Here is a 25,884-nt window from a genome sequence, read left to right on the forward strand (position 1 = left end):
TTAAAACTAAATTTCAGGAAGCCTGGAGATTACTTAATCACCTTGCGAGTATTCTCACAAAAACACATTGTCGCTACTGCTCCCCTTTCCTATTTTCCGGTCATCACTCATTTCAACTGAAATTAAGGTGTGACATGGAAAAGGTACGTTTTGGCATTATTGGAATAGGTAATATCGGTACGGTCCATGCGCGTTATTTACTGGCGGGTACGGTCAGTGACGCCTGCCTGGCGGCGGTTTGCGATAATGCACCGGAAAAGCACCCCGCTATCCGCCAGCTGGTCGGCACCCTCCCGTTATTCAGCGATGCGCAGGAGATGCTCCAGAGCGGGCTTATCGACGCGGTGATTATCGCCACGCCGCACTACGAGCATCCACGGCTTTCGATGCTGGCGATGCGCAACGGCATCCATACCCTGTGTGAAAAACCAGCGGGCGTGTATACGGCGCAGGTGCAGGAGATGAACGCCTGCGCCCAGGCGTGCGACGTGGTGTTCGGCATCATGTACAACCAGCGCCCGAATCCGCTCTACCAGAAAGTGAAAGATCTTATCGACAGCGGCGAGCTGGGTGAGATCCGCCGCTCCAACTGGATCATCACCAACTGGTATCGCTCGCAGAGCTACTACAACTCCGGCGGCTGGCGCGCTACCTGGAAAGGAGAAGGCGGCGGCGTACTGCTCAACCAGGACCCGCATCAGCTCGATCTCTGGCAGTGGCTGGTCGGCATGCCGGTCCGCCTGCGCGCGTTCTGCCAGTTCGGCAAGCATCGTCAAATCGAAGTTGAAGACGAGGTCACCGCCTACGCCGAGTACGCCAGCGGCGCGACGGGCGTGTTTATCACCACCGTGGCGGAAACGCCGGGCACCAACCGGCTGGAAATCGTCGGCGATCGCGGCAAGGTGGTCGTCGAAGAGGGCAAGCTGCGCTACTGGCGGCTGCGTGAGTCTGAAACTGCCTTCAACGCCCGCTGGCAAAACGGTTTTGGTGAACCCGAATGCTGGGAGGTCACGCTTCCCGTCGCCCCGGAATGCAGCGAACACCACGTCATTACCGCCAACTTCTGTGCCGCCATCCTGCGCGGTGAGCCGCTCATTGCGCCAGGCCTGGAAGGGATCCGCGGGTTGACGCTCTCCAACGCCATGCACCTCTCCACCTGGACGGACGACTGGGTCGAACTCCCGCTCAACGAAAAACAGTATCTGCGCCTGCTTCAGCAGCGCATCAGCACCTCAGTGGCTAAAGAGACAGCCAGCGTCACGCTGGATGCCTCCGGCACCTGGTAACTCCGGAGAAGAATCGATGTTAAATGTCGCTATTGTGGGAACAGGGAATATCTCGCATAACCATATTCAGGGCTATTTGCAGTTTGGCCAGCGCTGCCGGATCGTCGCGCTGGTGGATATCTACCCGGAAAAAGCGGAAGAGAAAAAAGCACGCTACGGCCTGACGGAAGCACGCGTGTATGACAGCCACCAGCAGATGCTGGCCTCAGAGCCGGATATCGACATCGTCGACGTCTGCACGCCGCCCTACGTCCACGCAGAAATCAGCATAGACGCGCTCAAGGCCGGCTGTCACGTACTGTGCGAAAAACCGATGGCCGCCTCGCTGGAGGAGTGCGACGCGATGATCGCCGCACAAAAGGCCAGCGGTAAAACGCTCGCCATCATTGCCCAGAACCGCTTTACCGATGCCTTCTGGCGTCTGAAAGCCGCGCTCGACTCCGGCCTCGCGGGAAAAGTCTGCCACGCGCAGGTGGATTCGTTCTGGTGGCGCGGACACTGCTACTACGACCTGTGGTGGCGCGGCACCTGGGAAAAAGAGGGAGGCGGCTGCACCCTAAACCACGCGGTTCACCACATCGACGCCATTCAGTGGATGCTCGGCTTCCCGTCCGAGGTGGTGGCGATGATGACCAACGTGGCGCACGACAACGCCGAGGTGGAAGACCTCAGCGCCGCGATCTTCAAATACCCCAGCGGCGCGCTCACGCAGTTGACCGCCTCGGTCGTGCACCACGGCGAAGATCAGAAAATTATCATTCAGGGCGACAAGGCGCGCATCTCCGCGCCGTGGCAGGCCTTTGCCAGCGTCAGCGCCGATAACGGCTTCCCGCAGGAGACTAACGACCTGACGCGAGAAGCGCAGCTCAACGCCGTTTTTCAGGAGACGCCGAAGCTCGAGTGGACGCTGCACACCGGGCAGATCGATGACCTGCTTTATGCCATCGAGCACGGCACCGCGCCGTTAGTGGATGGCCTGCAGGGCAAACGCTCGCTGGAGCTGATTACCGCGATCTATAAATCCGCCATTACCCGCAGCGTGGTCTCGCTGCCGATTCAGCGCGATGACCCGTTTTACCGTACCGGCGGGACCAACGCCCTGGCCCCCCGTTTTTATGAAAAATCCGCAAGCGTCGCCAACTTCAGCGAAGTGGGTGCGATTCCCCTTGGCAAAGATCTGGATTAAGGAGTGACACCATGAACAAGCATGATGGAATGAACTACGCCCCGGTGGGCAAACCGCAGCCGGTTGTCCGCGAGGGTGAATTCGTCTTCGCCGCCGCCGCGCTCGACCACGGCCATATCTACGGGATGAGTAACGGCCTGATAGAAGCCGGAGCCACCCTGAAATGGGTGTACGACACCGATCCGGCCAAAGTGGATAAATTTATCCAGCAGTACCCGCAGGCAAAAGTGGCTGAGTCGCTGGAGGCGATCCTCAACGACGACGAGGTGCGGCTGGTTGCGGGTGCGGCCATCCCGTCCGAGCGCTGCGCGCTGGGGCTGAAAGCCATGGCCGCAGGCAAGGACTACTTCACGGATAAAGCGCCGCTCACCACCCTTGAACAGCTGGCCGATGCCAAAGCGATGGTGGAAAAAACCGGGCGGAAATACGCGGTGTACTACAGCGAACGCCTGCACGTTGAGAGCGCGGTGTTTGCCGGACAGCTGGTGCAGCAGGGCGCGATTGGTCGCGTGGTGCAAACCCTGGGAACCGGCCCGCACCGGGAAGGTACGGGCCGCCCGGACTGGTTCTACGATCGTCGCTACTTCGGCGGCATTCTGTGCGATATCGGCAGCCACCAGATCGAGCAATTTCTGTTTTACACGGGCAACAGTGAGGCATGCGTGGTCGCCAGCCAGGCACGCAATTTCAACCATCCGCAGCATCCGGCATTTGAAGATTTCGGCGACGCGACGCTCAGAGGCGAAAACGGCGCCAGCGGCTATTTCCGCTGCGACTGGTTCACCCCGGACGGACTCTCAACCTGGGGTGATGGCCGTCTGACCCTGCTCGGCACCGAAGGCTATATCGAAATCCGCAAATATGTCGATCTCACCCGCGGCGAGCAGGACGTGGTGTATCTCGTCAATAAAGAGGGGGAATTCCGTTATCCGGTCGCCGGAGAGGTCGGGTTCCCGTTCTTTGGCGAACTGATCCTCGACTGTCTGCACCGCACCGAAAACGCCATGACGCAGGCGCACGCCTTCAAAGCGGCGGAGCTCTGCGTGAAGGCTCAGATGCTGGCGAACGCGACGGAATAACGGGAGGCGATAATGACGATCCTGAACACGGCGGTTATCGGTGCCGGAGCAATTCACGGCTGCCACGTGAACGCGTTGCGCCAGATGCCCAACGTCGCGCTGCGCGCGCTGGTAGACATCGACAGCGTCAAAGGGCTGAAGCTGGCGATGGGCTATGAGTGTCGCTTTTATCAGGATTACCGGGAAATGCTGCTGGATGACGCCATCGACGTGGTCCATATCTGCACCCCGCATTTCGAGCATAAAACCATGATCCTGGCGGCGCTCGCCGCCGGGAAGCATGTTTTCTGCGAAAAACCGGTGGGGATGAACAGCAGCGAGCTCGTGGAGATCACCCGCGCCGCAGAGCAGGCGCCGGGGCTGCTCGGCGTGTGCTATCAGAACCGGCTCAACCCCACCAGCCAGGGCATTCTCCAGGCGCTGGACGACGGCGAGCTGGGGAAAATGCTCAGCATCAAAGCGGTGCTGACGTGGTCACGCTCGGGCGCGTACTACACCGAAAGCCCGTGGCGCGGGCGGCTGGCAACGGAAGGCGGCAGCCTGCTGATCAACCAGGCCATCCATACCCTCGACCTGATGCAGTGGTTCGCTGGCGGCGTGACGCGGGTGAAAGGCGTGGTGGACCGCGGCGAGCTGGCGGACGTGACCGAGGGGGAAGACAGCGCGATGGCAACGCTGCATTTTGCCAACGGCGCGCGCGGCCTGTTTTATGCCAGCAACTGCAATACCGCGGACTCCCCCCTCTGGCTTGAAATCCACTGCGAACGGGGCTCTCTGCTGCTGAGTGACAACGTGCTCTGGCGCATTACTCCCGGCGAGCGCCTCAGGCTAGCCAGCGATAACTCCCCTGACGGCTCGGTCAAAAGCTACTGGGGGCTGGGGCATGAGCAGGCGATCCGCCGTTTTTATCATGCCATTTCTCATTCCGGAGACGCGAATTACACCGACATCCGCGAAGCCGGGAAATCACTCACCCTTGTGGAGGCTATTTATCGCTCATCTCAGTTAAGACAATGGATAGAAATCAATAAGTAGAACGTAATGTGTCGTCCAGATTTGAATAAAAAAACGACCTGAAAAACAGGTTAATCATTACCCTACACTGGATATTATTATGGTCAAACCTACTGAACGTAGAGTAGGTTACGGCGTGGCGCTTGGCTACGGCGTAACCGATCTGTTTGGCGGAGGGGCTTTCGCCATTATCGGCACCTGGCTGCTCTTTTTTTACACCACCTATTGCGGGCTCTCGGTTATTGAAGCGGGCTCTATATTTGCCATTGCCCGCGTGATTGATGCGTTATTAAGCCCGATTATGGGCTATATCACCGATAATTTCGGCGATACCTGGCTCGGGCGTAAATTTGGCCGTCGCCGCTTCTTTTTATTACTCAGCTCGCCGCTCATGTTTTTGTATGCCCTGCTGTGGCTGACGGACATGGGCTACTGGTATTACCTGGGGACCTATCTCTCTATTGAGCTGCTGTCGGCAATGGTGCTGGTGCCCTGGGAGACGCTGGCGGCGGAGATGACAAACCGCTATGAAGAGCGTAGCCGCCTCTCCGGCGTGCGTATGATCTGCTCTCAGCTGGGCGGTTTTCTTGCGGTTTCCGTTCCCGGCGTGATTATGCAGTTCACGGGAAAAGATAATCCGTTTACCTATACCCTCACCGGGCTGATATTTTCCTGCGTGTTCTGCATCGCGGTATTTATTACCTGGTACACCACCTGGGAAGCAAAGGATGTGCATCAAGAGTCCGATTTTAAAGTGGACAACCAGCGCAGCAGCGGGATACTCAATCACCTGAAATACCTGGTGCTGGATCTCTTTTCCTCCTTCCGCATTCGCGCGTTTCGCCTGCATATCATTATTTACATCTTTTCATTCACGGCGATGGACGTATTCGGCTCGGTCTTTACCTATTACGTCGTGTATTGCCTGAGCCAGGATGCCTCGGCGGTTTCCGGCTGGCTGAGTATTGCCGCCTTTGCCTCAGTACCGGGTACCTATGGGTTTATGCTGCTATTGAACCGTCTGAACATGACGCCGTCTGCCGCCCTGCGGCTCTCGTACGGCTGCATCCTCCTGGTGCTGGCGTTCCTGTTTACGGTCTACCTGACCAAAACGCAGGTGCCGACGCTGCTGTTCTCGGCGGTCTTTATCCTGTTGGGCGCCGCCCGCGCGGGCCTCTATTATATTCCGTGGAACATTTACAGCTTCATTCCGGATATCGATGAGATGGTGACGCAGCAGCGCCGCGAAGGGATTTTTGCCGGGGTGATGGTCCTGACCCGCAAAAGCACCGTGGCGATTGCCATTATGATTATCGGCCTAGTGCTGCAGGAGTCCGGATTTGTGAAGGGCAGCGGTGCGCAGCCTGAAAGCGCGCTGGGTGCCATTATCGGGCTGATGATCTTCGCCACGGCAGCCCTGCTGGCGGTCAGCTTCTTCACGACATACAAATTCAAGCTGACCCGTGAGACACACAAGCTGCTGCTCAAAGAAATTGCCCGCCGCAAGCTGGGTGGCGATTATCGCGACTGCGACGAGAAGACCCGCGTGGTAATCAAGCAACTGACGGGCTACGAGTATGACCAGGTGTGGGGAGGCGATGCAACGCGCCGTGCAGTGGGTAACGTCCCGCTGTCGACCGTCAAATAGCGACATATGCCGGGCAGGCTCCCCGCCTGCCCGGCCTTTTTTTGCCCAAAATGTGACCTCTGGCAGATTTACATCTCTTTACGCTATACTACCCGCTGAAATAATCGGCTCAACGCTACGAGCTGACGTTCAATGTGTCTTCACACAAATGGTATCAACTCCCCTTCAGAGGATCTGGCGAGAAGCCGGATAAACTATGTTAAACAGTATTTTAGTAATACTTTGCCTTATTGCCGTCAGTGCATTTTTCTCGATATCTGAGATCTCGCTGGCCGCCTCCCGTAAAATCAAACTTAAGCTGCTTGCCGATGAAGGCAACATCAATGCTACCCGCATCCTGAAAATGCAGGAAAACCCCGGCATGTTCTTCACCGTGGTGCAGATTGGCCTCAACGCGGTCGCCATTCTCGGCGGTATCGTGGGCGATGCGGCGTTTTCCCCGGCGTTTTATAGTCTGTTTGTTAAGTACATGTCCGTTGAGCTGGCCGAACAGCTGAGCTTTATCCTCTCCTTCTCGCTGGTAACCGGCCTGTTCATCCTCTTTGCAGACCTGACCCCGAAACGCATCGGTATGATTGCGCCAGAAGCTGTGGCTTTGCGTATCATCAACCCGATGCGCTTCTGTCTGTACGTGTTTCGTCCGCTGGTGTGGTTCTTCAACGGCCTGGCGAACGTCATTTTCCGCATCTTTAAGCTGCCGATGGTGCGTAAAGACGACATCACGTCTGACGACATTTATGCGGTCGTGGAAGCCGGCGCGCTGGCCGGGGTGCTGCGCAAGCAGGAACACGAGCTGATTGAGAACGTATTCGAACTGGAATCCCGTACCGTGCCCTCTTCCATGACGGGCCGTGAGAACATTATCTGGTTCGATTTACATGAAGATGAGCAGAGCCTGAAGAACAAAGTGGCGCAGCATCCGCACTCTAAGTTCCTGGTCTGTAATGAAGATATTGACCACATCATCGGTTACGTCGACTCCAAAGACCTGCTGAACCGCGTGCTGGCAAACCAGAGCCTGGCGCTCAACAGCGGCGTGCAGATCCGCAATACCCTGATTGTGCCGGACACTCTGACGCTCTCAGAAGCGCTGGAAAGTTTCAAAACCGCCGGGGAAGACTTCGCGGTGATCATGAACGAATACGCGCTGGTGGTGGGTATTATCACCCTGAACGACGTGATGACCACGCTGATGGGCGACCTGGTTGGCCAGGGGCTGGAAGAGCAGATTGTTCAGCGTGACGATAATTCATGGCTGATTGATGGCGGCACGCCGATTGAAGACGTGATGCGCGTGCTGGATATCGACGAGTTCCCGCAGTCCGGCAACTACGAGACCATCGGCGGCTTTATGATGTTTATGCTGCGTAAAATCCCGAAACGTACCGACTCGGTGAAGTTCTCCGGCTACAAGTTTGAGGTGGTGGATATTGATAACTACCGCATCGACCAGCTGCTGGTGACGCGCATCGACAACAAACCGACCGTACTGGTGCCGAAGCTGCCGGACGCGGAAGAGAAGGTTTCCGCGTAAAGTACCTGCCCCACATACATCAACGGCTCCCATTGGGAGCCGTCTTTTTAACTACTGCATAGCACGTTGGTTAAGCCATCTCAGTCTGCAGACGCATAACCTGACGGTTGACTTCGGACATCACAGACAGGTGCTGCTTGTCCTTCACTTTTGGGACAAGGATCTTGCCCTTATCAAACTCAAAAGCGCCAACATCCTTGATATACAACCGTCCACGGAACAGGATCTTCACGTACTTCGCCACCTGAAGCGGGTTGTAGCGTTGGAAAATTTTCATTCTTGTATCTCCTGCGAATCATACGCTCTTGCGGTGCCACAATCGGCCCGACTGTCCTGAGCGCAAATTTTGATGCCCAATGACTATAGACCAGAACTTAGGTGTTACCCAGTGTGCATAAGTTTATTTACCGTTTGATTACAATTATTCAGAATAATCTTTGCAAAGCGTGACTGAGAGCAGTATAAGCCGTCGTTTTTTCATGGATATGTGCGTTCACCCGCAAACTGGCATCGGGATTGCGGGAAAACCTCATTGATCGCACTTATGATTAAAAGCGCAAGACCAAGTGGTCGGATCACCTGCAAACAATAAGGAAACGCCATGACCCTACGTAATATCCTTGCAGCAGCCTGCCTGCTGCTGCCCCTGTGGGCTTCCGCTCACAACATTGAAAAAGGACAACGTGTACCGCCAGTCGGCATTGCTGACCGGGGAGAATTGATTCTCGACAATGATAAGTTTAGCTACAAACCCTGGAATAGCGCGCAGCTCGCGGGCAAAGTGAGAGTTGTACAACATATTGCCGGTCGTACATCCGCAAAAGAGAAAAATGCCAACCTGGTGGAAGCGATCAAGGCCGCAAAATTCCCTCACGACCGCTACCAGACCACCACGATCGTGAATACCGACGACGCCATCCCGGGCTCCGGGATGTTTGTGCGCTCAAGCCTTGAGAGCAATAAAAAGCTCTACCCGTGGTCGCAGTTTATCGTCGACAGCAACGGCGTAACCCGTAAGGCCTGGCAGCTTGAGGAAGAGAGCTCCGCGATTGTCGTGCTGGATAAAGAGGGCCGCGTACAGTGGGCGAAAGACGGCGCGTTAACCCAGCAAGAGGTGCAGCAGGTTGTCGACCTGCTGCATAAGCTGCTGGCTCAATAAATAGAGACGCGGAAGCCGGGGTTGAGGAAGGATTCGCGCGGGGTATAGTCTAGCGGCTTGCCCTGCCAGTCATGAACATGCGCCCCGGCGGCCGCGGCAACGGCATGACCTGCCGCGGTATCCCAGACGTTGGTTGGCCCAAAGCGAGGGTATAGCTGCGCATGGCCTTCTGCCACCAGGCAGAATTTCAGCGATGAGCCAATCGACGTGGTCTGGTGTTCACCCAGCTGCTGCAGGTACTCCTGCAGCTCGCTGTCGCTGTGCGAGCGGCTAATCACCACCAGCGGTGGACGCGCATCGCGCACCTGGATCTGCTTGCGCACGCCGCACTCTTCCTTCCACGCCTTTCCTTCTGCGGCGCTGTACATCACCTTCATTACCGGCGCGTAGACCACGCCCAGCACCGCTTTGCCCTTCTCAATCAGGGCGATATTGACGGTGAATTCACCGTTGCGCTTGATGAACTCTTTTGTCCCGTCGAGCGGATCGACCAGCCAGTAGCGCTGCCAGTGCTGGCGTTCTTCCCAGCTTTGCGGCGCTTCTTCTGACAGAACGGGGATGTCCGGCGTTAAGGCCTGTAACCCTTCCAGGATCACCTTATGCGCCGCAATATCCGCCGCCGTGACCGGAGAGTCGTCGGCTTTGCTGACCACCTCCATAGGTTTACTGCCGTCATACACCTGCATGATGGCATCTCCCGCATCCCGTGCGAGCTGACAAATTTTATCTAGCATTTTCCACCTCTTTGTTAACGCAGTGAGGTTAACTCTTTGTTTTAGTTATATCGTAATGTGAACAATTCCGCTATCTGTGAAGCAATTCCGGTTTCAGGTTACTTTTTTCTGTCAGGATTCACATTTCTGTAAGCAACAAGTTATAGATACATACTCTTTTGTGGTCTGCATCGAAAAAAGGACTCCTCTGATGATTAAGTTTAGTGCAACGCTTCTGGCGACGCTGATTGCAGCAAGCGTGCAGGCGGCGACGGTAGATCTGCGTATTCTGGAAACGACCGATCTGCACAGCAACATGATGGACTTCGATTACTACAAAGATACCCCGACGGAAAAATTCGGACTGGTACGCACGGCAAGTTTGATCGATGCGGCGCGTGGCGAAGTGAAAAACAGCGTGCTGGTCGACAATGGCGATCTCATTCAGGGCAGTCCGCTCGGGGATTACATGGCGACCAGGGGCCTGAAAAAAGGCGAGGTTCATCCGGTATATAAGGCGATGAACACCCTGGACTATACCGTCGGCAACCTTGGCAACCACGAATTCAACTACGGTCTGACATACCTGCATGACGCGCTGGCCGGTGCGAAATTCCCGTACGTTAACGCCAATATCATCGACGTTAAGACCCAAAAGCCGCTCTTTACCCCTTATCTGATTAAAGAGACAAACGTCGTCGACAAGGACGGCAAAAAACAGACGCTGAAAATCGGCTATATCGGTTTTGTCCCGCCGCAGATCATGACGTGGGATAAGACTAACCTCGACGGCAAAGTGACCGTGAACGACATCACCGAAACCGCGCGCAAATACGTGCCGGAAATGCGCGAAAAAGGTGCCGATCTGGTGGTCGTTGTCGCCCACTCGGGTCTCTCCGCCGATCCGTACCAGGCCATGGCAGAAAACTCCGTTTACTATCTGAGTGAAGTCCCTGGCGTCGACGCGATCCTGTTCGGCCACGCCCACGCGGTCTTCCCGGGCAAAGATTTCGCCAGCATCAAAGGGGCGGACATTGAGAAAGGGACGCTCAACGGCGTGCCGTCGGTGATGCCGGGCATGTGGGGCGACCACCTTGGCGTGGTGGATCTGGTGCTGAATAACGACAGCGGCAGTTGGAAGGTGACGCAGTCAAAAGCAGAGGCACGCCCGATTTACGACGCTGCGGCTAAAAAATCTCTGGCGGCTGAAGATAAAAAGCTGGTCGACGTGCTGAAGCACGATCACGACGCCACGCGCGAATTCGTCAGCAAGCCGATCGGCAAATCCGCCGACAACATGTACAGCTTCCTGGCGCTGGTTCAGGACGACCCGACCGTTCAGGTCGTCAACATGGCGCAGAAAGCCTATGCCGAACACTTTGTGCAGGGCGATCCGGATCTGGCAAAACTGCCGGTCCTGTCAGCCGCTGCGCCATTCAAGGTGGGCGGGCGTAAGAATGACCCGGCAAGCTATGTTGAAGTCGAAAAGGGCCAGCTGACCTTCCGTAACGCCGCCGATCTCTACCTCTACCCGAACACGCTGGTGGTGGTAAAAGCGACGGGCCAGGAGGTGAAAGAGTGGCTGGAGTGCTCTGCCGGACAGTTTAACCAGATTGACCCGCACAGCAGTAAGCCGCAGTCGCTGATTAACTGGGACGGCTTCCGGACCTATAACTTCGACGTGATCGACGGCGTGAACTACCAGATTGACGTCACCCAGCCGGCGAAATATGACGGCGAGTGTCAGGCGATTAACCCGCAGGCGGAGCGCATCAAAAACCTGACCTTCAACGGCAAGGCCATTGACCCGAATGCCACCTTCCTGGTGGTTACCAATAACTACCGCGCCTACGGCGGCAAGTTTGCCGGGACGGGAGATAGCCACATCGCCTTTGCCTCGCCGGACGAGAACCGCTCGGTGCTGGCGGCGTGGATCAGCGCGGAGTCGAAAAAGGCGGGCGAAATTCATCCGGCAGTGGACAACAACTGGCGTCTCGCGCCGATCCACAGCGATACGAAACTGGATATCCGCTTCGAAACGTCACCGTCCGATAAAGCTGCCGCGTTCATTAAGGACAAGGCGCAGTATCCGATGAAGCAGGTCGCAACGGATGATATCGGGTTCGCGATTTATCAGGTGGATTTGAGCAGGTAAAAGCAAAACGGCAACACACGTTGCCGTTTTTGGTGTTTGTTCCCTCTCCCTGTGGGAGAGGGTCAGGGTGAGGGCATCAGGCCGCACATACCCGGCTTTTACGCCGCACGATCGTCCCTGTTCGCCATCACCTTCGGCGTATTCACCTCAATCCAGTCCGCCAGCGCGGCGACCTTCTCGCTCACCTCAACACCCAGCGGCGTCAGGCTATACTCTACGTGCGGCGGCACCACCGGATACGACACGCGATCGACAAACCCGTCCAGCTCCAGCGCCTGGAGTGACTGGGACAGCATTTTTTCGCTCACCCCGCCCATTTTACGGCGCAGATCGCTAAAGCGATGCGTTCCCTGGCGCAGGGCCAGCAGAATCAGAACACCCCAGCGGCTCGTCACGTGTTTGAGTACCTCGCGTGAAGGGCACTGCTCCGCGAAAAGATTGCCATCGCGCATTTGTTCGCTGAGCGTTGGTATCGTTGTTTTCATACTTACCTTTTTGTACGTACTTACTAAAAGTTAGCTATGGTGCTAGTGTGCCACAACACCAGACAAACACGAAGGAGATTCATCATGATCGCGATTACCGGCGCTACCGGCCAGCTTGGCCATCTCGTTATTGAACAGCTGTTGAAAACCGTACCGGCCAACCAGATTGTAGCCATCGTACGTAACCCGGCGAAAGCGCAGGCCTTAAGCCAGCAGGGAATTGTGGTTCGTCAGGCGGACTATACGGATGAAGCCACATTCACCGCCGCGCTGAGCGGCGTGGATAAGCTGCTGCTGATCTCTTCCAGCGAAGTCGGCCAGCGCGCAACCCAGCACCAGAACGTGATTAACGCCGCCAAAACGGCAGGCGTGAAATTTATCGCCTACACCAGCCTGCTGCATGCGGACAACTCCCCGCTGGGTCTGCACGTTGAACACGTTGCCACTGAAAAAGCGCTGGCGGCGTCCGGCATTCCTTATGCCCTGCTGCGCAATGGCTGGTATACCGAAAACTACCTGGCGAGCGCGCCGCCTGCGCTGGAACACGGCGTGTTTATTGGTGCGGCAGGCGACGGCAAAATTGCCGCTGCGACCCGTGCTGACTATGCCGCGGCGGCAGCCAAAGTGATCGCTGAAGAAGGCCATGCAGGCAAGGTCTATGAACTGGCGGGCGACCACGGCTGGACGCTGAGCGAACTGGCGGCTGAACTCAGCAAGCAGAGCGGGAAGCCGGTAACCTATCAGAACCTCAGTGAAGCGGATTTTGCCGCCGCGCTGAAAAGCGTCGGCCTGCCTGCCGGACTGGCAGATATGCTGGCGGACTCCGATGTGGGTGCGTCCAAAGGGGGACTCTTTGACGATAGCCATACGCTGAGCAAACTGATCGGGCGCGCGACTACGCCGCTGGCGCAGAGCATTAAAGCCATTCTGTAACGGCCAGGCCGTTTTTTCCTGTGGCCGGGTCATTCCCCTTACCCGGCCCGCACTTATATGGCATTCTGTTCCCCCGACAGATACCGATACCCCGCTATGTTTACTGCAATAAACACAGATTCAGCACCCCCTTTTTTTCACTCCGTTGAGATGGGCAACGTCGACCCTTTTCCCGCACTGCGCTACTGCCTGGTCTCATTCACCGCGCGTGATTACCATGACGGACTCTTTGATAATTGGGGCATCCCCTTTCCCGGTCAGCTCGATAGCGCCGTGGTCAAACGCAGGGCGGAGTATCTTGCGGCACGTTACGCCGCGCAGCGGGTGCTGAGATCCTGGGGCTGTGACGCTACGCCGGGCAGTAAGCCGGACCGTTCTCCGGTGTGGCCTTCCGGCTGGCGGGGAAGCCTGTCACATTCTCAGGAATGGGCGCTGGCGGTCGTTGCCCCAGAGGCGTCGGGCCTGACGCCGGGCGTCGACATTGAGTTTTTTGCCCCCGGGATGATGCAGCGGACAGCGCACCTGTTTACCACACCGCAGGAGCGGGAGTGCCTTGCCGCCAGCCCGTTCGACGAAGCCAGCGCGCTATTGATGACCTTTTCCGCGAAGGAGAGTCTCTATAAAGCGCTCTATCCTGACGTTGGCCGCGTCCTCGATTTTGACGCGGCCCGCGTGTGCCACATCGCGCCTGAACAGCAGAGGATCACCCTGGAGCTGACCCGGACGCTTTCCCCCCAACGCCTAAAGGGCAGCCGGATCCAGGGCTATTATCGGTTCTCAGGCGACAGGGTTATCACGATCATTGCCTGACGTCAGCAAGGGGGCCAGATAGGTCATCACCATGTCGATCCCCTCCCCCGGACGGCGCAGCGGATTATGCCCCTGGCCGTGGGTCTCTGCCAGCCTCGCGCCAGGCCAGGCGTTGACCAGGCATTCAGCTTCGACCCGCAATACGATGTCATCGCTGCTGTCGTGAATAACAAGGGCGGGCTGATCGACCTGCTGCAGCCCCTCATAGGCGTTAAAGCGCTGCCAGACCGCCTCGCCAATGCCAAAGTACCCTTCAATATACCGACGCAGTCTCTGCTGCTGGCGTGCCGGGAGGTTCAGGATCGCGGCATATTTGGTGACCAGCCCGCTAAAGTGCGTCGGTGCCCCTACGATAACCAGCGCGCGGGTCCGCAATCCCGCTTTTACCGCATTAATGACGGATAAACCGCCAAAAGAGTGCGCCACAATCGCGTCAAAACCCTCTTCCTGCTGCGCCAGCTGTTCAATGATTTCAATGAACTCGACGATGCTGCTCTGGCGTCCAGCCGCGTTGCCATGTGCGGGGGCGTCAAACCCGATGACCTGAAAGCCCTTTTCGACCAGCGTCTGGATCAGCCTGCCAAAGTGGGAAGCCCTCGACTCCCAGCCGTGGGCTAACAGCACGGTAGGTCCCTCGCTGCCCCAGCGGTACACCACCGCATGTTTACCATTACTCAAAGGGAGAGATTCAATGCGGCTCGCCAGCGCCGTCATTTCTTTATCGCCTGCACGCGTCGGCACCCGGCGCGGCGTAAAAAACCGATTGCCCAGCCAGTCGGCGGTCGCCCCCGGCACAACCCGATCCATCAGGCGGATACCGGCCTTCACGCATGAAACCATCGGAGAGCGCAGGTAGGCGGGTCCACGATACTGCTGGTAGGCTTGCTCAATCAGTCGATCAAATTGCTCACTCATGGGACTCTCCAGAAACACAGGGAACAGTGGACTGAACCGCGGATGATTCAGACTGGCGGATCAAGGCACGCTCTGCGTCACTGGCAACGTGTTCGTCCCAGTACGCGAGTTTTGCTTCCATTCGTTTAAACCACAGTGGCGGTATCAGCGCGTAAAAAATATGGGCGACATACCCTTTTTCTATTCCCACCGCGTAGCTGTGCGCCTGCAAATTCCAGTATTCACGACGGGGATGGGTGTGATGATCGGAGTGGCGCGTCAGGTTCAACAGACCGGCCGACGAGGCCCGGTTATTGCAATCCCAGCTGTGTCGCGGCTCCACGCGCGTGCCGGGAAGGCGGACCAGACCGTAGTGCTGGATGTAATTCACCGTTTCAAACAGGAATTTAGACACCAGCATGGTCACCAGACACGCCAGCGCGCCCCTGACGCCCGCCGCCGTGAAGCAGACCGCCACGATAAGCAGGCTCATCAGCACGCCGCGCATCACCCGGTTCGCCAGCATGGCGCCGCGCCGGTTCTGCTGCGACAGCCGCTGCGCTTCCACCTGCCAGGATTCAACATACTGCGACAGAGAAGAACGGATAAAGAAGCGATACACAGTCTCTCCACGACGCGCCGTCGCGCCGTCCGCCGGGGTCGCCACGTTAGGATGATGCGAATAGACGTGTGAAATCGAAAACTGCGCATCGCCGACCAGCGCCAGAAGCCAGCGCCCGACCACCATCGCCGTCAGACTGTGGGTTTTGTGGATAAGCTCATGGGCCACCACGGTATTGGTGCTCATGGTATAGCCGGTGGATGCCGCCGCAAGCAGCAGCTCCGGCAGGGCAAGGTTATGCAGCGCCATGACGTTATGACCCGTCAGGGCGGAAAGCCATGCGCCAAACCCGAGCAGATCGCCCGGCGCGGCCTGCCAGATAAGGGTGAACAACGCCAGCAGCGCGGCCGGAAGTTGTAAATACGGGATGATCTCCAGCAGCGCCGGAAGACGGTAGTGGCGATCGGCGGTGTCGTGCGTGGTTGCGTTATCGAAAAAGACATAGCTCAGCGTCACGCAGAGCATGGAAACGACGATCCACACGCCGCCGAGCAGGGTGGTTAGCGCGGTTAGCGGTAAAAAAACGCAGGGGACAAGGGCAAATCTCAGGTAACTCAACATACGGGCTCCTTATTGTTATGACTGTTTTTTGCACCGACCGGCGGGGAGAAGCAGTCCATTTCAAGCTGGTGGCTCATCACCCCTCCGGCAAGCAGCCTTTGCCGGCACGCCTGCGCCAGCGCTGGATTGCCGCAAATCACGACGCGCCATTCGGCTACCGCCGTCCGGCGGGGATAGAGGGCACGCCAGTCGTCCAGCCAGCAGGTAATACGGCCTGCCAGCTCCAGCTCCTGAACCTCGCGCTCCCGGGATAACGCGTGCAGAAAGTGAAAACCGGGATAGTGCTGACGCAGACGCTGCAGCTCAGGCAGGTCGAATGTGTCCTGCCGCCTGCGAACCGCGTGGATCAGCATGACCTCGCGGTGGGGATGACGCGCCAGCGCGGCGCGGACCAGACCCAGCGTCGTTCCCAGTCCCGATCCACTGGCGATGGCCAGCAGCGGACCGTTACCGTCATCCTGCTGGCCGAACTGCCCCCGGCAATCTGAGAGCCACACCTTCCGGCCAGCCCCCCGTTCATCACACAGCAGCGGGGATAGCCGCCCCTCTTCACGGCGCGTGATATCCAGAACAATCTCTCGCCCCCGGCTCGGCCAGCTGACGGAGAAGCTCCGGATATCCTTATCCTTTTCGAGACCGACCTGAACGTATTGCCCTGGCAGAAAGGGCAGCGCCTGCTCCGCCAGCAGCGTCACGCGCCATACCGTTGATGAGAGCGCGACAGCCTGCGTAATTTGCGCAGACGTCCAGGGCGTGGATGCCGCGGCCAGCGTTACATCCGATTCCGGCAGGCACTGGCATGCCAGCACGTGGCCAGCGGCAATCTCCTCCTGGCTGAGCAAATAGCTCAGGTCGACAAGCGAACGCACCTTGCCGCTCGTTACCCGGCAAAGGCAGGATTTACACGAGCCGACCTGGCAGTTATACGGCAGGGAAACACCGGCGTTGAGCGCGCTTTCGAGGAGCGTATGGCCGGACGTCAGGGGGAATACCCGTCCCTCAAGCGTCCCCTGAAAATGACCGCGTCGGGAAAACCATCTCTTCAGCATTTTATTGCTCCCCGCACAGCAGCAGCCCGTCGTCAAAGACGCTGCCCATCATCACCTTTCCGCCCACTGGCGCGGCGACGCTGACCGCCGCCAGCGCCTCGCCGTGGCTCTGATAGAGCATACTGGCCTGATCGATCTCCCCCTGAGCGCCGGTTGTCAGCCGCCACACCATGGACGGTGAACGCGCCTGTGCATCTTTCTGATAGGCGGCCAGCTTCAGAAGCTGCGGGTGCGACGCCACCAGCATTCCCTGCCCGTCCGGCAGGATATTGTCGACGCCATGTAGACCGCTGAAGCGCCCCAGCAGGACGGGCGCAGCCTCGTTCGGCTGCCACGCCCAGCTGCTCACCGCGCCGCGGGTAGTTTCCGCCACGTACAGACGCCCCCGCGCTCGGCTGTAGTAAATGCCGTTCGCAAAATGCAGGCCATCAATCAGAGTATGCAGCCCCGCCTCGTCTGCCAGCAGAACGCTGGACAGCGGCAGCCGCAGATAGTCCTCCACGCGTCCCGCGAAGCCCTTCCACCGGTGGTCCCGCGTCAGCAGCCAGCGGGTTTTATCAATGACGCTGATATCATTGATATTGTTTCCGACCGCGCGCGACAGGGCGGGCTGATACTCGAGACGCATCTGCGCGCGATTAAAGCGAAACACATCAATGCTGTCCTCCTGCGGGCGGTGGTTCACCACGTAGATCCACGTCTCGCCCTCCTGCTGCCAGACATCGATGCCGTGCGGGAAGAAGGTATCCGGATAGTCGCCAGCCAACCGCTGCGGCTTGTCGCTGCCGTTGAGGTAATACAGCGCCCCGGGCGCGCTGCCGTGTCGGTTGAGGCTACTGGCTATCGCCCCGCCGTCCGATAAGGGAGCGATATCCTCCGCGCCCTTAATGCCCGTTATTTTTTGGCACTGTAACCCGCCGCTCTCCTGCACCCGATAAAACAGTCCGGCATCGATCAGCAGGTTTACGGCGAACGCCAGCACGGCACCCGCGAGGACGATAATCGTCAGCTTTTTCATGATGCGGCCAGCGCCTCTGACGACGAGAATAATGCTTCGGCGGCCTCTTCTCCCTGCTCGGCCAGCACGGTTATCGCCTTCAGGAAATGCGCCAGTAACGCGCGGGCACGTTCCTCGGTGAAATAGCGCATCTGGTAATCCAGCTCGACGGACAGCCCCTCTTTCGTCTCGAGAATGTTAACCATCAGCGGGAATTCGACGGCGCCGATCGGGAGCAGCGACAGGCTGGCCTCCCACTGCCGCATTTCTGCCAGCGGAGCATGCGGCTCGACGTTAAAGGTCGCCAGCAGCGGAAGCGGCGCATCCTGACCGTGGAAGCAGCGTGACGGCATTGCGGGCTCGCCGCGCAGGGCGAGGATACCGTCATGGATTGCCCTGGCGACCCCGGACACCGACGCGCAGACAGCGCTGTCGATACACAGCGGCAACAGCCTGACGCACTGGCCGACAAGCGCGTCGCCCTGCCCGAAATCCCGCCCGGCATCCGGCACGCCGACCGGCACCGGAGCCTGGCCGAACGCCTTCTCCAGGGTCAGGGTAAAGAGCGCATTCAGCATCGCGAAGCGGGTCACCCGCAGCTCGGCAGAGGCTTTGCGCAGCTGCCCGGTCAGGCCCGGATACGACAGGCGCTGTACCAGCCGCTGCCCCTGATACGTCCGGGAGGGGGCCAGCACGGTAAGAGCATCTGGCGTTGCCCGGCGCACAGGAAGCGCCGCAATACGCGCAGATAGCTCCGCCTCACTGACGATGTTCTGCGCACGGATGACCTGCAGATAGCTTGCCGCAGCCGCCAGCTCAGGACGTTTACCCGACGCCAGGGCATCGTAAAGATGCAGCAGCTCGCGCAGCATCACCATAAACGACCAGCCATCCGCCACCGAATGATGTGCCGAGATGGCGAGCGTGGTTTTCCCCTCATGGCGGACCAGCAGCAGGCGAGCCAGCGGCGCGGCGGTAAGATCAAAAGGACGCGCGGCAAAATCAGCGAGACAGGCGGCAGGCGCAGCGTATTCCTCGCAGACGTCGACGGTGGGCGCCAGGGCCACCTGAAGTTCGCCTGCGTCAGTGAACTGCATCCGCAGCGCGTCATGGCGCTCACACAGCAGTTTCCAGGCGGCGCGCATGATGTCGCTGTCTACATTGCGCGGCGTTTCAATGACGCCGCCGATCGTCCCGGCCAACAGTCCGCTTTCATCCTGCGCGGCCAGCTGCAGAAAACGCTGCTGGCTGTCCGCAGCGGCATAACGCGTGTCGGGGCGCAATCCCGCCTCCCCAAAGAAGCCGTCCACGCGCATGGCGCTAACGCTCTCTTTCACTGCCGCAATAAACCGATCGATATCCTCGTCCGCGTGTGCGACCGAGACAAAACAGTTACGCCCTTCCCAGATGAAAATGCCGCGCAGCATCAGGTGGTGGAAGAGGATGTCGTAGTTGCCGTTGAATTTGAAACGGAACAGGCTGCCGGCAGAGACGATCTCAATCGGCGTACCGGTTGCAGAGAACCAGGTATTTAGCGACATCGTCAGACGCGCGGTTTTTTGGTTGATGTCGTCATAGAGCGCCGGATGGGCTTTGATGTACTCCAGCACGGCTTTGCTTGCCGCCATGGTCAGCGGATGCTTGGAGAACGTACCGGCAAAGAAGATCAGTTCAGCCTGCGGCCAGGAGTCATCGCCATACTGCCAGAATCCGCCGTCGATACTGTCCATAAAGCGGGCAGAGCCTGCAATCACGCCGATAGGCATACCGCCGCCGACAATCTTTCCGTAGGAAGCGATATCCGCCTGAACGCCGTAATACGCCTGCGCGCCACCGGCCGCCAGACGGAAACCGGTGATCACCTCGTCAAACATCAGCGCAATGTTGTGGGCTGTCGTCAGTTCACGCAGGGTATGCAGGTATTCGCGCGGCTGATGATCGGGATAACGGCTCTGCACCGGCTCAACGATCACCACCGCCAGCTCGGCGGCATAGCGGGCGATAAGCGCCAGGCTCTCTTCGCTGCCGTAGTCGAGCACCAGCAGGTCGTCTACCAGCGATGGCGGCGTGCCTGCGGCAATCGGCGTGGCGCGCTCGGGGGTTTCGCCCCCCTGCTGTCGCCCAAGAATGCCGTCAAACACGCCATGATACGAGCCGCTAAACAGCGCGACTTTATTTTTCCCCGTCACGGCGCGCGCCAGGCGCACGGCGCTCATTACCGCTTCAGAGCCGGAGTTACAAAATGCCACGCGCTGCTGGCCGGTCAGTTCGCTGATAAGCGTTGCCACCTCGCCCGCCAGCGCGCTTTGCGGCCCAATCTGCATGCCCTGTGCCAGCTGGTCGGCTACCGCCTGCTGTACACAGTCCGGGGCATGCCCCAGCAGGTTAGCGCCAAACCCCATCGTAAAATCAATATACTCGTTGCCATCGACATCCCAGATGCGCGATCCCTGAGAGCGTTCCCCCACTAAGGGGTAAAGCATCTCTTTGGTGGATAAACGAAAGCCCGCAGAGGCCCGGTTATCCGCCAGCACTGCGCGGTATTGCTGGGCATTGCGTTTCGACCCGCCCGTTTTATCGACAAACCGCTGCGTGAGTTGCGCCAGATGCTGGTCTCGCTCAGCGCCCAGGGATACCTTTTTCGTCTCTTTTTTAAACCAGCTGTTGTGCGCGCTGGCCTTCACCGGTGCGGCCGGGGTCGCGACAGGCGCAGGCGCGATAACGTCCGGCGTCGCGGGTGCGGCTGGCATCGGGAGAGCCTTCGCCGTGCCGTTGAGCAGCGTGAGCTGCTGGGACATAAGCTCCAGCTGGCGGGCAATCAGATCCTGAACCGTATCAGGCACCGGCCTGCTGGCGCCCTGCTGCGCCACGACAGGCGGTGTCGCCTGACCGGCGGTTTCCGGGGTGCTGAGCAAAGCCGCAGACGCCGCTGGCTGCGCGTGCTCCACCACATAACCGATCACCGCATCCAGCGTATTGAGCTCTTCAAACAGCGCCCGCACCGGGATGGCCACGCCGTAGCGGTCTTTAATGGTATTGATGGCATCCAGCAGCACCAGCGAGTCCGCCCCCATTTCCAGGAAGGGCAGAGAGTCGTCAAGCGCGGCGGGATCCGCCTCAAGAAAACCGGCAATAATCGCTTTTATTTCAGCGGCTAAATGGTGTTGATTTGACATAGCGTCCTCTTTTGCAGATGGGGTCTGCGCTGGCGTCTCACCCGCCAGCCAGTAACGTTTGCGGCAGAACTGGATTGCGGGCAGGGCTAGCGCCTCCCGCGTGGTCGCGTGGTAAAGCCCGCTCCAGTTGATGTCGTGCCCTTGCTGCCACAGCGTACCCAGCAGCGTCAGCAGTGATTTGTACTCATGTCGCCGATCGCCTGCGGCCAGCACCCGGTGACGGCGGTCGGTTGCGGTCACAAATTTGCCCAGCGAACTGTCCGCGCTCAGATCGATAAAGGTGAACTCCCCCTGCGCAAGCACGTTTTGCACGCCCTGTAGGAAACTCACGGGCTGGCGAATTTGCCGGGTCCAGTAGTCGGCGTCGGTGCAGTCGCACGCCTCGCCGTTCAGGTTGCTGTAAAACGGGATCATCCCGCGGGTGAAGGTGACGTTGTTGACCAGCCACTCGCGCCAGGCACCGAGGATCGGATCCATCATCGAGGAGTGAAATGCGCTGGCGGTTTTAATTTTTCTGGCGTGACCACCCTGAGAAGAAATGGCCTGAAGGCAGGCGTCAATCGCCGTCTGGCTGCCTGCTATGGTGGTCAGCGTCGGCGTATTGAATGCGGCAATATCAATGTCGCCCGCCCAGGGGGAAATCATCTGACGGACGTCGGCTTCGCCGCTGAAGACGACCGCCATCGCCCCTTCCTGCGTCAGGGCTGACATCAGCAGCGCGCGCTGATGAACCATTGCCAGCCCGTCGTCCAGCGAGAGATAGCCGGCGATAACCGCCGCGCAGTACTCTCCCAGGCTGTGGCCCATCACGGCTGCCGGACGCGGGCCGAACTGCATCACGCTCTGAGCAAGCGCGTAGCTACAGGCAAATAAGGAGAGCTGACACGTTCTGGCGCAGCGCTGCCAGCTATCGTCTCGGGCAAACAACGCCTGCGTGATATCAATCTGATAGCGCTGCTGGATGGTCGTCGCCAGCGCGTCAAACTGGGTGCGATAGTGCGGCAGATGGTGATACAGCTCGGCACCCATGCCGATTTGCTGGGTGCCCTGCCCCGGGAAGAGCCAGACCTGGGGCTGGGCTTTACCCGCCTTGCAGGCCGTGAGCTGCGCAAGGCTTTCCGCCAGCTGGGCGCGATCCGCGCCGTACACCACGCCGCGATAGCGGGCCGCGTCGTAGCGGGTATTCACCAGCCGACACCAGGTGGCGATATCGCTCTCCCGGCATTTAGATAACCCTTTTTTGACCGCCTCCCGCTGAAGGGTAAACGCCCCTTCATCATGTGAACCGATCAGAAGCAGGCCGTGCGGCGCAGCGGGCTCCTGGCGTTTTTCCACCGCTGGTGCGCTGCGCAAAATCACGTGACCGTTGGTACCGCCGAAGCCAAAGCTGCTTACGCCCGCGTAGCGTGCTTCGCCATCGGCATGCCATGAGGCAGGCTGCGCGCCACTCACCTCAACATGACGGCTAATCGCCGCTATATGCGGGTTTTTATGCTGGAAATTGAGGTGAGGAACGAATTGCCGGTAGTGCAACATCAGGGACGCTTTCACCACACCCAGCACGCCCGCCGCCGCCTCCAGGTGGCCAATGTTGGTTTTGATCGAGCCCACCAGGACAGGTGCGGTTTTTTTCCGGTCCGCAAACACCGCTTCCAGCGCCTGATATTCGATCAGATCGCCAAGCGCCGTTCCCGTACCGTGCGCTTCGATATAGTCAATCTTATCGCTATCCACCCCGGCGTCCGCCATCGCCTGCCGGATGACGGCCTGCTGCGATGGGCCATTTGGCGCGGTAATGCCGTTGCTGCGGCCATCCTGATTCAGGGCGCTCGCCACCAGCGTGGCATAAACCCGATCGCCATCCGCCAGCGCCTGGGTCAGCGGCTTGAGCACCACGACGCCGCACCCTTCACCGCGGACATAGCCATCCGCGCGGGCGTCAAAGGTTTTACACTGGCCGTCGGGGGCCAGCATTTGTGCTTCGGTGAAGACTTTTTGCAAATGCGGCGTCAGCGCCAGATTAACGCCACCGGCAATGGCCAGGGCGCAACGTCCGCTCCGCAGGCTCTGCATTGCCCCCTCAATCGCCACCAGCGAGGAAGAACAGGCCGTGTCGACGGCGACGCTTGGCCCTTTTAAATCATAAAGATAAGAAATTCGGTTGGCCGCGATACTGTGCGCGTTGCCTAAGCCGCTATAGGCCGAGACGTTATCGCCGCAGGCCAGCGCGTAGTCGCTGGCGCTGATCCCGACAAAGACCGCCGTATCGCTACCGCGCAGGGATGACGCCTTAAGACCGGCATCGGTTAGCGCCTGTTGAACGGTTTCTAGCAGCAGACGATGCTGCGGATCGATATAGACGGCTTCACGGGGAGAGATGCCAAAGTAGCCTGCGTCGAACGCGTCGACCTCGTCAAAAAAACTGCCTTTACGGTTAAAACCGTCAAGGGACGAGGTACGCCAGCGGTGCGCCGGGATCTCGCCGGTCGTGCTGTGGCCCTGCTGCAGCAGCGACCACAGCGCCTCTACGCCGCTATGCCCCGGTAGTTCCACGCCGATGCCGATCACCGCAATGGCGCTCTCTGCGACGGCTGAGCTGACCGGCCGGGCCGCAGCGGGTTGTCCCAGCGCGGCCGCCAGCTGATTGATGGTGGGGTAGTCATAAATCAGCGCCGGAGAGAGCTCGCGGCCCAGCCGCTGTTCGAGCTCGCCAATAACGCCCACGGCCTGCAGAGAGCTCATGCCAAAGCGGGTAAACGCGTCATCCCACTGGGATTCGCCGATCGTCGTATTCATCGCGCTGCTGATTATCCCGGCAATCAGCGCCGCCAGAGCGGGTGGGGTTTCCCCCTCGGTTACGGCAGGTTTAGACGCGGCCTGGCGGCTGCGCCACGCCACGTCCAGGATCCCCTGCTGATACATCACTTTTGCGCGGGTGCGCTGTAATTTCCCGCTGGTGGTGCGGGGGATTGCCCTTCGCTCGACAAGGAGCAGTTCATCCAGCGTAATGCCGTGACGCTCTGCTACCGCCGCGGTAATACGCGGAGCAAGCGCCGCCATATCGAGGTCATTTTTATGACGCGTCATCAGCTCAAGCAGCGCAACCGGGCGTTCGGCTTCGCTGGCAAACACGCAAACCGTCGCTTCCGCCAGCGCGGGATCGGCCTGACGGATGGTCTCTTCTATATCCGTCGGATAGTGGTTCTGACCGTTGATAATCAGCAGCTCTTTGAGCCGTCCGGTGACGTACAAATGACCGGACTGGAGAAACCCCATATCGCCGCTGCGCAGCCACGGGTGCGGATGGCCAGCCAGAGACGCCTGAAAGGTTTCGCGCGTGGCGGCGTCATTGTCCCAGTATCCTGCGGCAACGCTCGGACCACGCAGCCATATTTCGCCGCTCTCACCGTCAGCAAGCGGCTGATGGTGGTCAGGATCGACGATACGCACCTCGGTATCAGTCAGAGCCTGCCCGCAGCTCACCGCACCGGCCTCGTCGGAAACGCGGAGCCCCTGCCCTTTGTCCATTCCGGTGACGATGAGCGTGGTTTCCGCCATGCCGTAGCAGGGCAGGAACGCGCCGGGCCGAAACCCTGCGGGCGCAAAGTGTTCGCTAAACTGCTGGAGCGTGGCGGGCCGAATCGGCTCTGCGCCGCAAAAGGCCACATCCCAGTGAGAAAGATCCAATGCCTCAACCTGCTCCCGGCCAATCTTGCGCACGCACAGCTCGTAGGCGAAATTAGGGCCGCCGGAGGTCGTCGCCTGATAGTCGGAAATCTGCTTGAGCCAGTTAAGGGGGTTTTTCATTAGCATCATGGGCGACATCACTCGGCAGGGGAATGCGCCAAACACGGGCTGCAGTAGCCCGCCAATAAGCCCCATATCATGAAAATGCGGCAGCCAGATCGTGCCCCGGCTTTCGCTGTGGTGGCCGAAAAAGCGGTGAATGGCATGCGAGTTAGCCCACAGGTTACCATGGGTCACCATCACGCCTTTCGGAGAGCCCGTCGAGCCCGAGGTGTACTGTAAAAAAGCCAGATCGTTTTCTGCTACCGGAACGGGGTGAAATGCCCCGGAGAACGTGCGCTCAAGATGATGCAGACGATAGCCCGCAGGTAGCGCGGCTGTTTCTGGTTTGTCGAAGGTAAAAATAAGCGGGGATAACGGAAGTGATAGCTGGCCTAGCGTTTCTGCTCCCTTTGCTGTCGTAACAATACATTCCGTTTGCGCATTACGTAATACTCCGGCGAAACGCTCCCACGCGCTTCCTGACGATTTTGCGGGCATCGGGACTGGAACCGCCACCCTGCCGGCATAAAGACATCCAAAAAAAGCGCCAATAAAATCTTCGCCATCCGGATAAAGCAATATTACCCGGTCGCCCCGCTGCCCGTATTGCATTAAAGCTTGTGCAAGCGACGCGGCGCGCTGGTGTAACTGGTCATAGCTTTGGCTGTGAATATCTCTGGCGCTGCGGACGAATTCAAATGCCGTCTGAGTAGTCTGTTGAACAGCAAGTTCGGGCAAAAGCTGGTTGAAGGAATGATATCCCCTGTTAAACAACTGATGAGACGGCATCATAA

General features: G+C 58.8%; 18 protein-coding genes. 10 read left to right on the top strand and 8 right to left on the bottom strand.

The genetic code is table 11. The features are described 5' to 3' along the window. The first annotated feature begins 134 nt into the window (after positions 1–134). From NQ230_RS20835 to paeA, 6 genes are all read left to right on the top strand, one after another. Positions 135–1,286, top strand: a complete 1,152-nt coding sequence (locus NQ230_RS20835) for a Gfo/Idh/MocA family protein (RefSeq protein ID WP_121424875.1) — start codon at positions 135–137, stop codon at positions 1,284–1,286. 16 nt (positions 1,287–1,302) lie between these two features. After that, entirely contained in the window at positions 1,303–2,472 is a 1,170-nt protein-coding gene (locus tag NQ230_RS20840; protein WP_252033220.1) for a Gfo/Idh/MocA family protein, read from the top strand. 11 nt (positions 2,473–2,483) lie between these two features. Continuing rightward, positions 2,484–3,551, top strand: coding sequence for a Gfo/Idh/MocA family protein (locus NQ230_RS20845; RefSeq protein WP_257258948.1), 1,068 nt, complete (start codon positions 2,484–2,486; stop codon positions 3,549–3,551). A gap of 12 nt (positions 3,552–3,563) precedes the next feature. Continuing rightward, on the top strand, positions 3,564–4,586 hold the full coding sequence (locus tag NQ230_RS20850; RefSeq protein WP_257258950.1) for a Gfo/Idh/MocA family protein: 1,023 nt from the start codon (positions 3,564–3,566) through the stop codon (positions 4,584–4,586). Positions 4,587–4,665: 79 nt separating this feature from the next. Beyond that, positions 4,666–6,213 (top strand): MFS transporter, encoded by a 1,548-nt coding sequence (locus NQ230_RS20855; protein WP_159515391.1) that lies wholly within the window; start codon positions 4,666–4,668, stop codon positions 6,211–6,213. A 196-nt stretch (positions 6,214–6,409) separates the two neighbouring features. Beyond that, entirely contained in the window at positions 6,410–7,747 is a 1,338-nt protein-coding gene (gene paeA, locus NQ230_RS20860; RefSeq protein WP_032662457.1) for a polyamine export protein PaeA, read from the top strand. 70 nt (positions 7,748–7,817) lie between these two features. On the opposite strand, the gene NQ230_RS20865 is transcribed toward paeA, so the two are convergent. Continuing rightward, a complete protein-coding gene (locus NQ230_RS20865) occupies positions 7,818–8,024 on the bottom strand; it encodes a DUF1107 domain-containing protein (protein ID WP_008501430.1) in 207 nt (68 codons plus the stop codon). Between the two features lie 324 nt (positions 8,025–8,348). Between NQ230_RS20865 and NQ230_RS20870 the strand changes: the two genes are divergently transcribed. Next, the gene (locus NQ230_RS20870) at positions 8,349–8,906 is read left to right on the top strand and encodes a YtfJ family protein (protein WP_213822763.1); all 558 of its coding nucleotides are present in this window, start codon (positions 8,349–8,351) and stop codon (positions 8,904–8,906) included. Here NQ230_RS20870 and cysQ read toward each other — a convergent pair. Continuing rightward, positions 8,900–9,640: a 3'(2'),5'-bisphosphate nucleotidase CysQ gene (gene cysQ / locus NQ230_RS20875; RefSeq protein ID WP_257258958.1), complete on the bottom strand. Its 741-nt coding sequence runs from the start codon at positions 9,638–9,640 to the stop codon at positions 8,900–8,902. The genes NQ230_RS20870 and cysQ overlap by 7 nt on opposite strands. A 190-nt stretch (positions 9,641–9,830) precedes the next feature. Between cysQ and NQ230_RS20880 the strand changes: the two genes are divergently transcribed. Beyond that, a complete protein-coding gene (locus NQ230_RS20880) occupies positions 9,831–11,774 on the top strand; it encodes a bifunctional 2',3'-cyclic-nucleotide 2'-phosphodiesterase/3'-nucleotidase (protein WP_121424868.1) in 1,944 nt (647 codons plus the stop codon). 98 nt (positions 11,775–11,872) lie between these two features. Here the strand turns inward: NQ230_RS20880 and NQ230_RS20885 are convergent, their stop codons facing one another. Next, positions 11,873–12,259 carry a winged helix-turn-helix transcriptional regulator gene (locus tag NQ230_RS20885; RefSeq protein ID WP_023334278.1) on the bottom strand — a complete coding sequence of 129 codons (387 nt, stop codon included), beginning with the start codon at positions 12,257–12,259 and terminating at the stop codon, positions 11,873–11,875. Positions 12,260–12,343: 84 nt separating this feature from the next. Between NQ230_RS20885 and NQ230_RS20890 the strand changes: the two genes are divergently transcribed. Together NQ230_RS20890 and NQ230_RS20895 are read left to right on the top strand one after the other, a co-directional pair. Further along, complete coding sequence (locus tag NQ230_RS20890; RefSeq protein ID WP_257258965.1) at positions 12,344–13,192, top strand: SDR family oxidoreductase; 849 nt, start codon at positions 12,344–12,346, stop codon at positions 13,190–13,192. A gap of 150 nt (positions 13,193–13,342) precedes the next feature. Then, a complete protein-coding gene (locus NQ230_RS20895) occupies positions 13,343–14,002 on the top strand; it encodes a 4'-phosphopantetheinyl transferase family protein (RefSeq protein WP_257258966.1) in 660 nt (219 codons plus the stop codon). Here NQ230_RS20895 and NQ230_RS20900 read toward each other — a convergent pair. From NQ230_RS20900 to NQ230_RS20920, 5 genes are read right to left on the bottom strand one after another with little or no spacing between them, the layout of a single operon-like run. Further along, the gene (locus NQ230_RS20900; RefSeq protein WP_257258968.1) at positions 13,970–14,917 is read right to left on the bottom strand and encodes an alpha/beta fold hydrolase; all 948 of its coding nucleotides are present in this window, start codon (positions 14,915–14,917) and stop codon (positions 13,970–13,972) included. The genes NQ230_RS20895 and NQ230_RS20900 overlap by 33 nt on opposite strands. Continuing rightward, entirely contained in the window at positions 14,910–16,079 is a 1,170-nt protein-coding gene (locus tag NQ230_RS20905) for an alkane 1-monooxygenase (protein ID WP_213822757.1), read from the bottom strand. Before NQ230_RS20905 ends, NQ230_RS20900 begins: the two co-directional genes overlap by 8 nt. Then, positions 16,073–17,128, bottom strand: coding sequence for a 2Fe-2S iron-sulfur cluster binding domain-containing protein (locus NQ230_RS20910; protein WP_257258969.1), 1,056 nt, complete (start codon positions 17,126–17,128; stop codon positions 16,073–16,075). Before NQ230_RS20910 ends, NQ230_RS20905 begins: the two co-directional genes overlap by 7 nt. 1 nt (position 17,129) lies before the next feature. Continuing rightward, entirely contained in the window at positions 17,130–18,146 is a 1,017-nt protein-coding gene (locus NQ230_RS20915; protein ID WP_257258971.1) for an arylesterase, read from the bottom strand. After that, positions 18,143–25,879: a type I polyketide synthase gene (locus NQ230_RS20920; protein WP_257261356.1), complete on the bottom strand. Its 7,737-nt coding sequence runs from the start codon at positions 25,877–25,879 to the stop codon at positions 18,143–18,145. The genes NQ230_RS20915 and NQ230_RS20920 overlap by 4 nt, the downstream gene beginning before the upstream one ends. Between the last annotated feature and the right edge of the window lie 5 nt (positions 25,880–25,884).

This window comes from Enterobacter asburiae (assembly GCF_024599655.1).
Classification (GTDB): Bacteria; Pseudomonadota; Gammaproteobacteria; order Enterobacterales; family Enterobacteriaceae; genus Enterobacter; species Enterobacter asburiae_D.

What these genes read in the sequence shown, in the direction of transcription:
- cysQ (WP_257258958.1), bottom strand. Translation starts at nt 9,640, where the DNA reads ATGCTAGATAAAATTTGTCAGCTCGCACGGGATGCGGGAGATGCCATC.
- NQ230_RS20910 (WP_257258969.1), bottom strand. Translation starts at nt 17,128, where the DNA reads ATGCTGAAGAGATGGTTTTCCCGACGCGGTCATTTTCAGGGGACGCTT.
- NQ230_RS20895 (WP_257258966.1), top strand. Translation starts at nt 13,343, where the DNA reads ATGGGCAACGTCGACCCTTTTCCCGCACTGCGCTACTGCCTGGTCTCA.
- NQ230_RS20900 (WP_257258968.1), bottom strand. Translation starts at nt 14,917, where the DNA reads ATGAGTGAGCAATTTGATCGACTGATTGAGCAAGCCTACCAGCAGTAT.
- NQ230_RS20865 (WP_008501430.1), bottom strand. Translation starts at nt 8,024, where the DNA reads ATGAAAATTTTCCAACGCTACAACCCGCTTCAGGTGGCGAAGTACGTG.
- paeA (WP_032662457.1), top strand. Translation starts at nt 6,410, where the DNA reads ATGTTAAACAGTATTTTAGTAATACTTTGCCTTATTGCCGTCAGTGCA.
- NQ230_RS20840 (WP_252033220.1), top strand. Translation starts at nt 1,303, where the DNA reads ATGTTAAATGTCGCTATTGTGGGAACAGGGAATATCTCGCATAACCAT.
- NQ230_RS20905 (WP_213822757.1), bottom strand. Translation starts at nt 16,079, where the DNA reads ATGTTGAGTTACCTGAGATTTGCCCTTGTCCCCTGCGTTTTTTTACCG.
- NQ230_RS20890 (WP_257258965.1), top strand. Translation starts at nt 12,344, where the DNA reads ATGATCGCGATTACCGGCGCTACCGGCCAGCTTGGCCATCTCGTTATT.
- NQ230_RS20920 (WP_257261356.1), bottom strand. Translation starts at nt 25,879, where the DNA reads ATGCCGTCTCATCAGTTGTTTAACAGGGGATATCATTCCTTCAACCAG.
- NQ230_RS20850 (WP_257258950.1), top strand. Translation starts at nt 3,564, where the DNA reads ATGACGATCCTGAACACGGCGGTTATCGGTGCCGGAGCAATTCACGGC.
- NQ230_RS20835 (WP_121424875.1), top strand. Translation starts at nt 135, where the DNA reads ATGGAAAAGGTACGTTTTGGCATTATTGGAATAGGTAATATCGGTACG.
- NQ230_RS20870 (WP_213822763.1), top strand. Translation starts at nt 8,349, where the DNA reads ATGACCCTACGTAATATCCTTGCAGCAGCCTGCCTGCTGCTGCCCCTG.
- NQ230_RS20880 (WP_121424868.1), top strand. Translation starts at nt 9,831, where the DNA reads ATGATTAAGTTTAGTGCAACGCTTCTGGCGACGCTGATTGCAGCAAGC.
- NQ230_RS20845 (WP_257258948.1), top strand. Translation starts at nt 2,484, where the DNA reads ATGAACAAGCATGATGGAATGAACTACGCCCCGGTGGGCAAACCGCAG.
- NQ230_RS20885 (WP_023334278.1), bottom strand. Translation starts at nt 12,259, where the DNA reads ATGAAAACAACGATACCAACGCTCAGCGAACAAATGCGCGATGGCAAT.
- NQ230_RS20855 (WP_159515391.1), top strand. Translation starts at nt 4,666, where the DNA reads ATGGTCAAACCTACTGAACGTAGAGTAGGTTACGGCGTGGCGCTTGGC.
- NQ230_RS20915 (WP_257258971.1), bottom strand. Translation starts at nt 18,146, where the DNA reads ATGAAAAAGCTGACGATTATCGTCCTCGCGGGTGCCGTGCTGGCGTTC.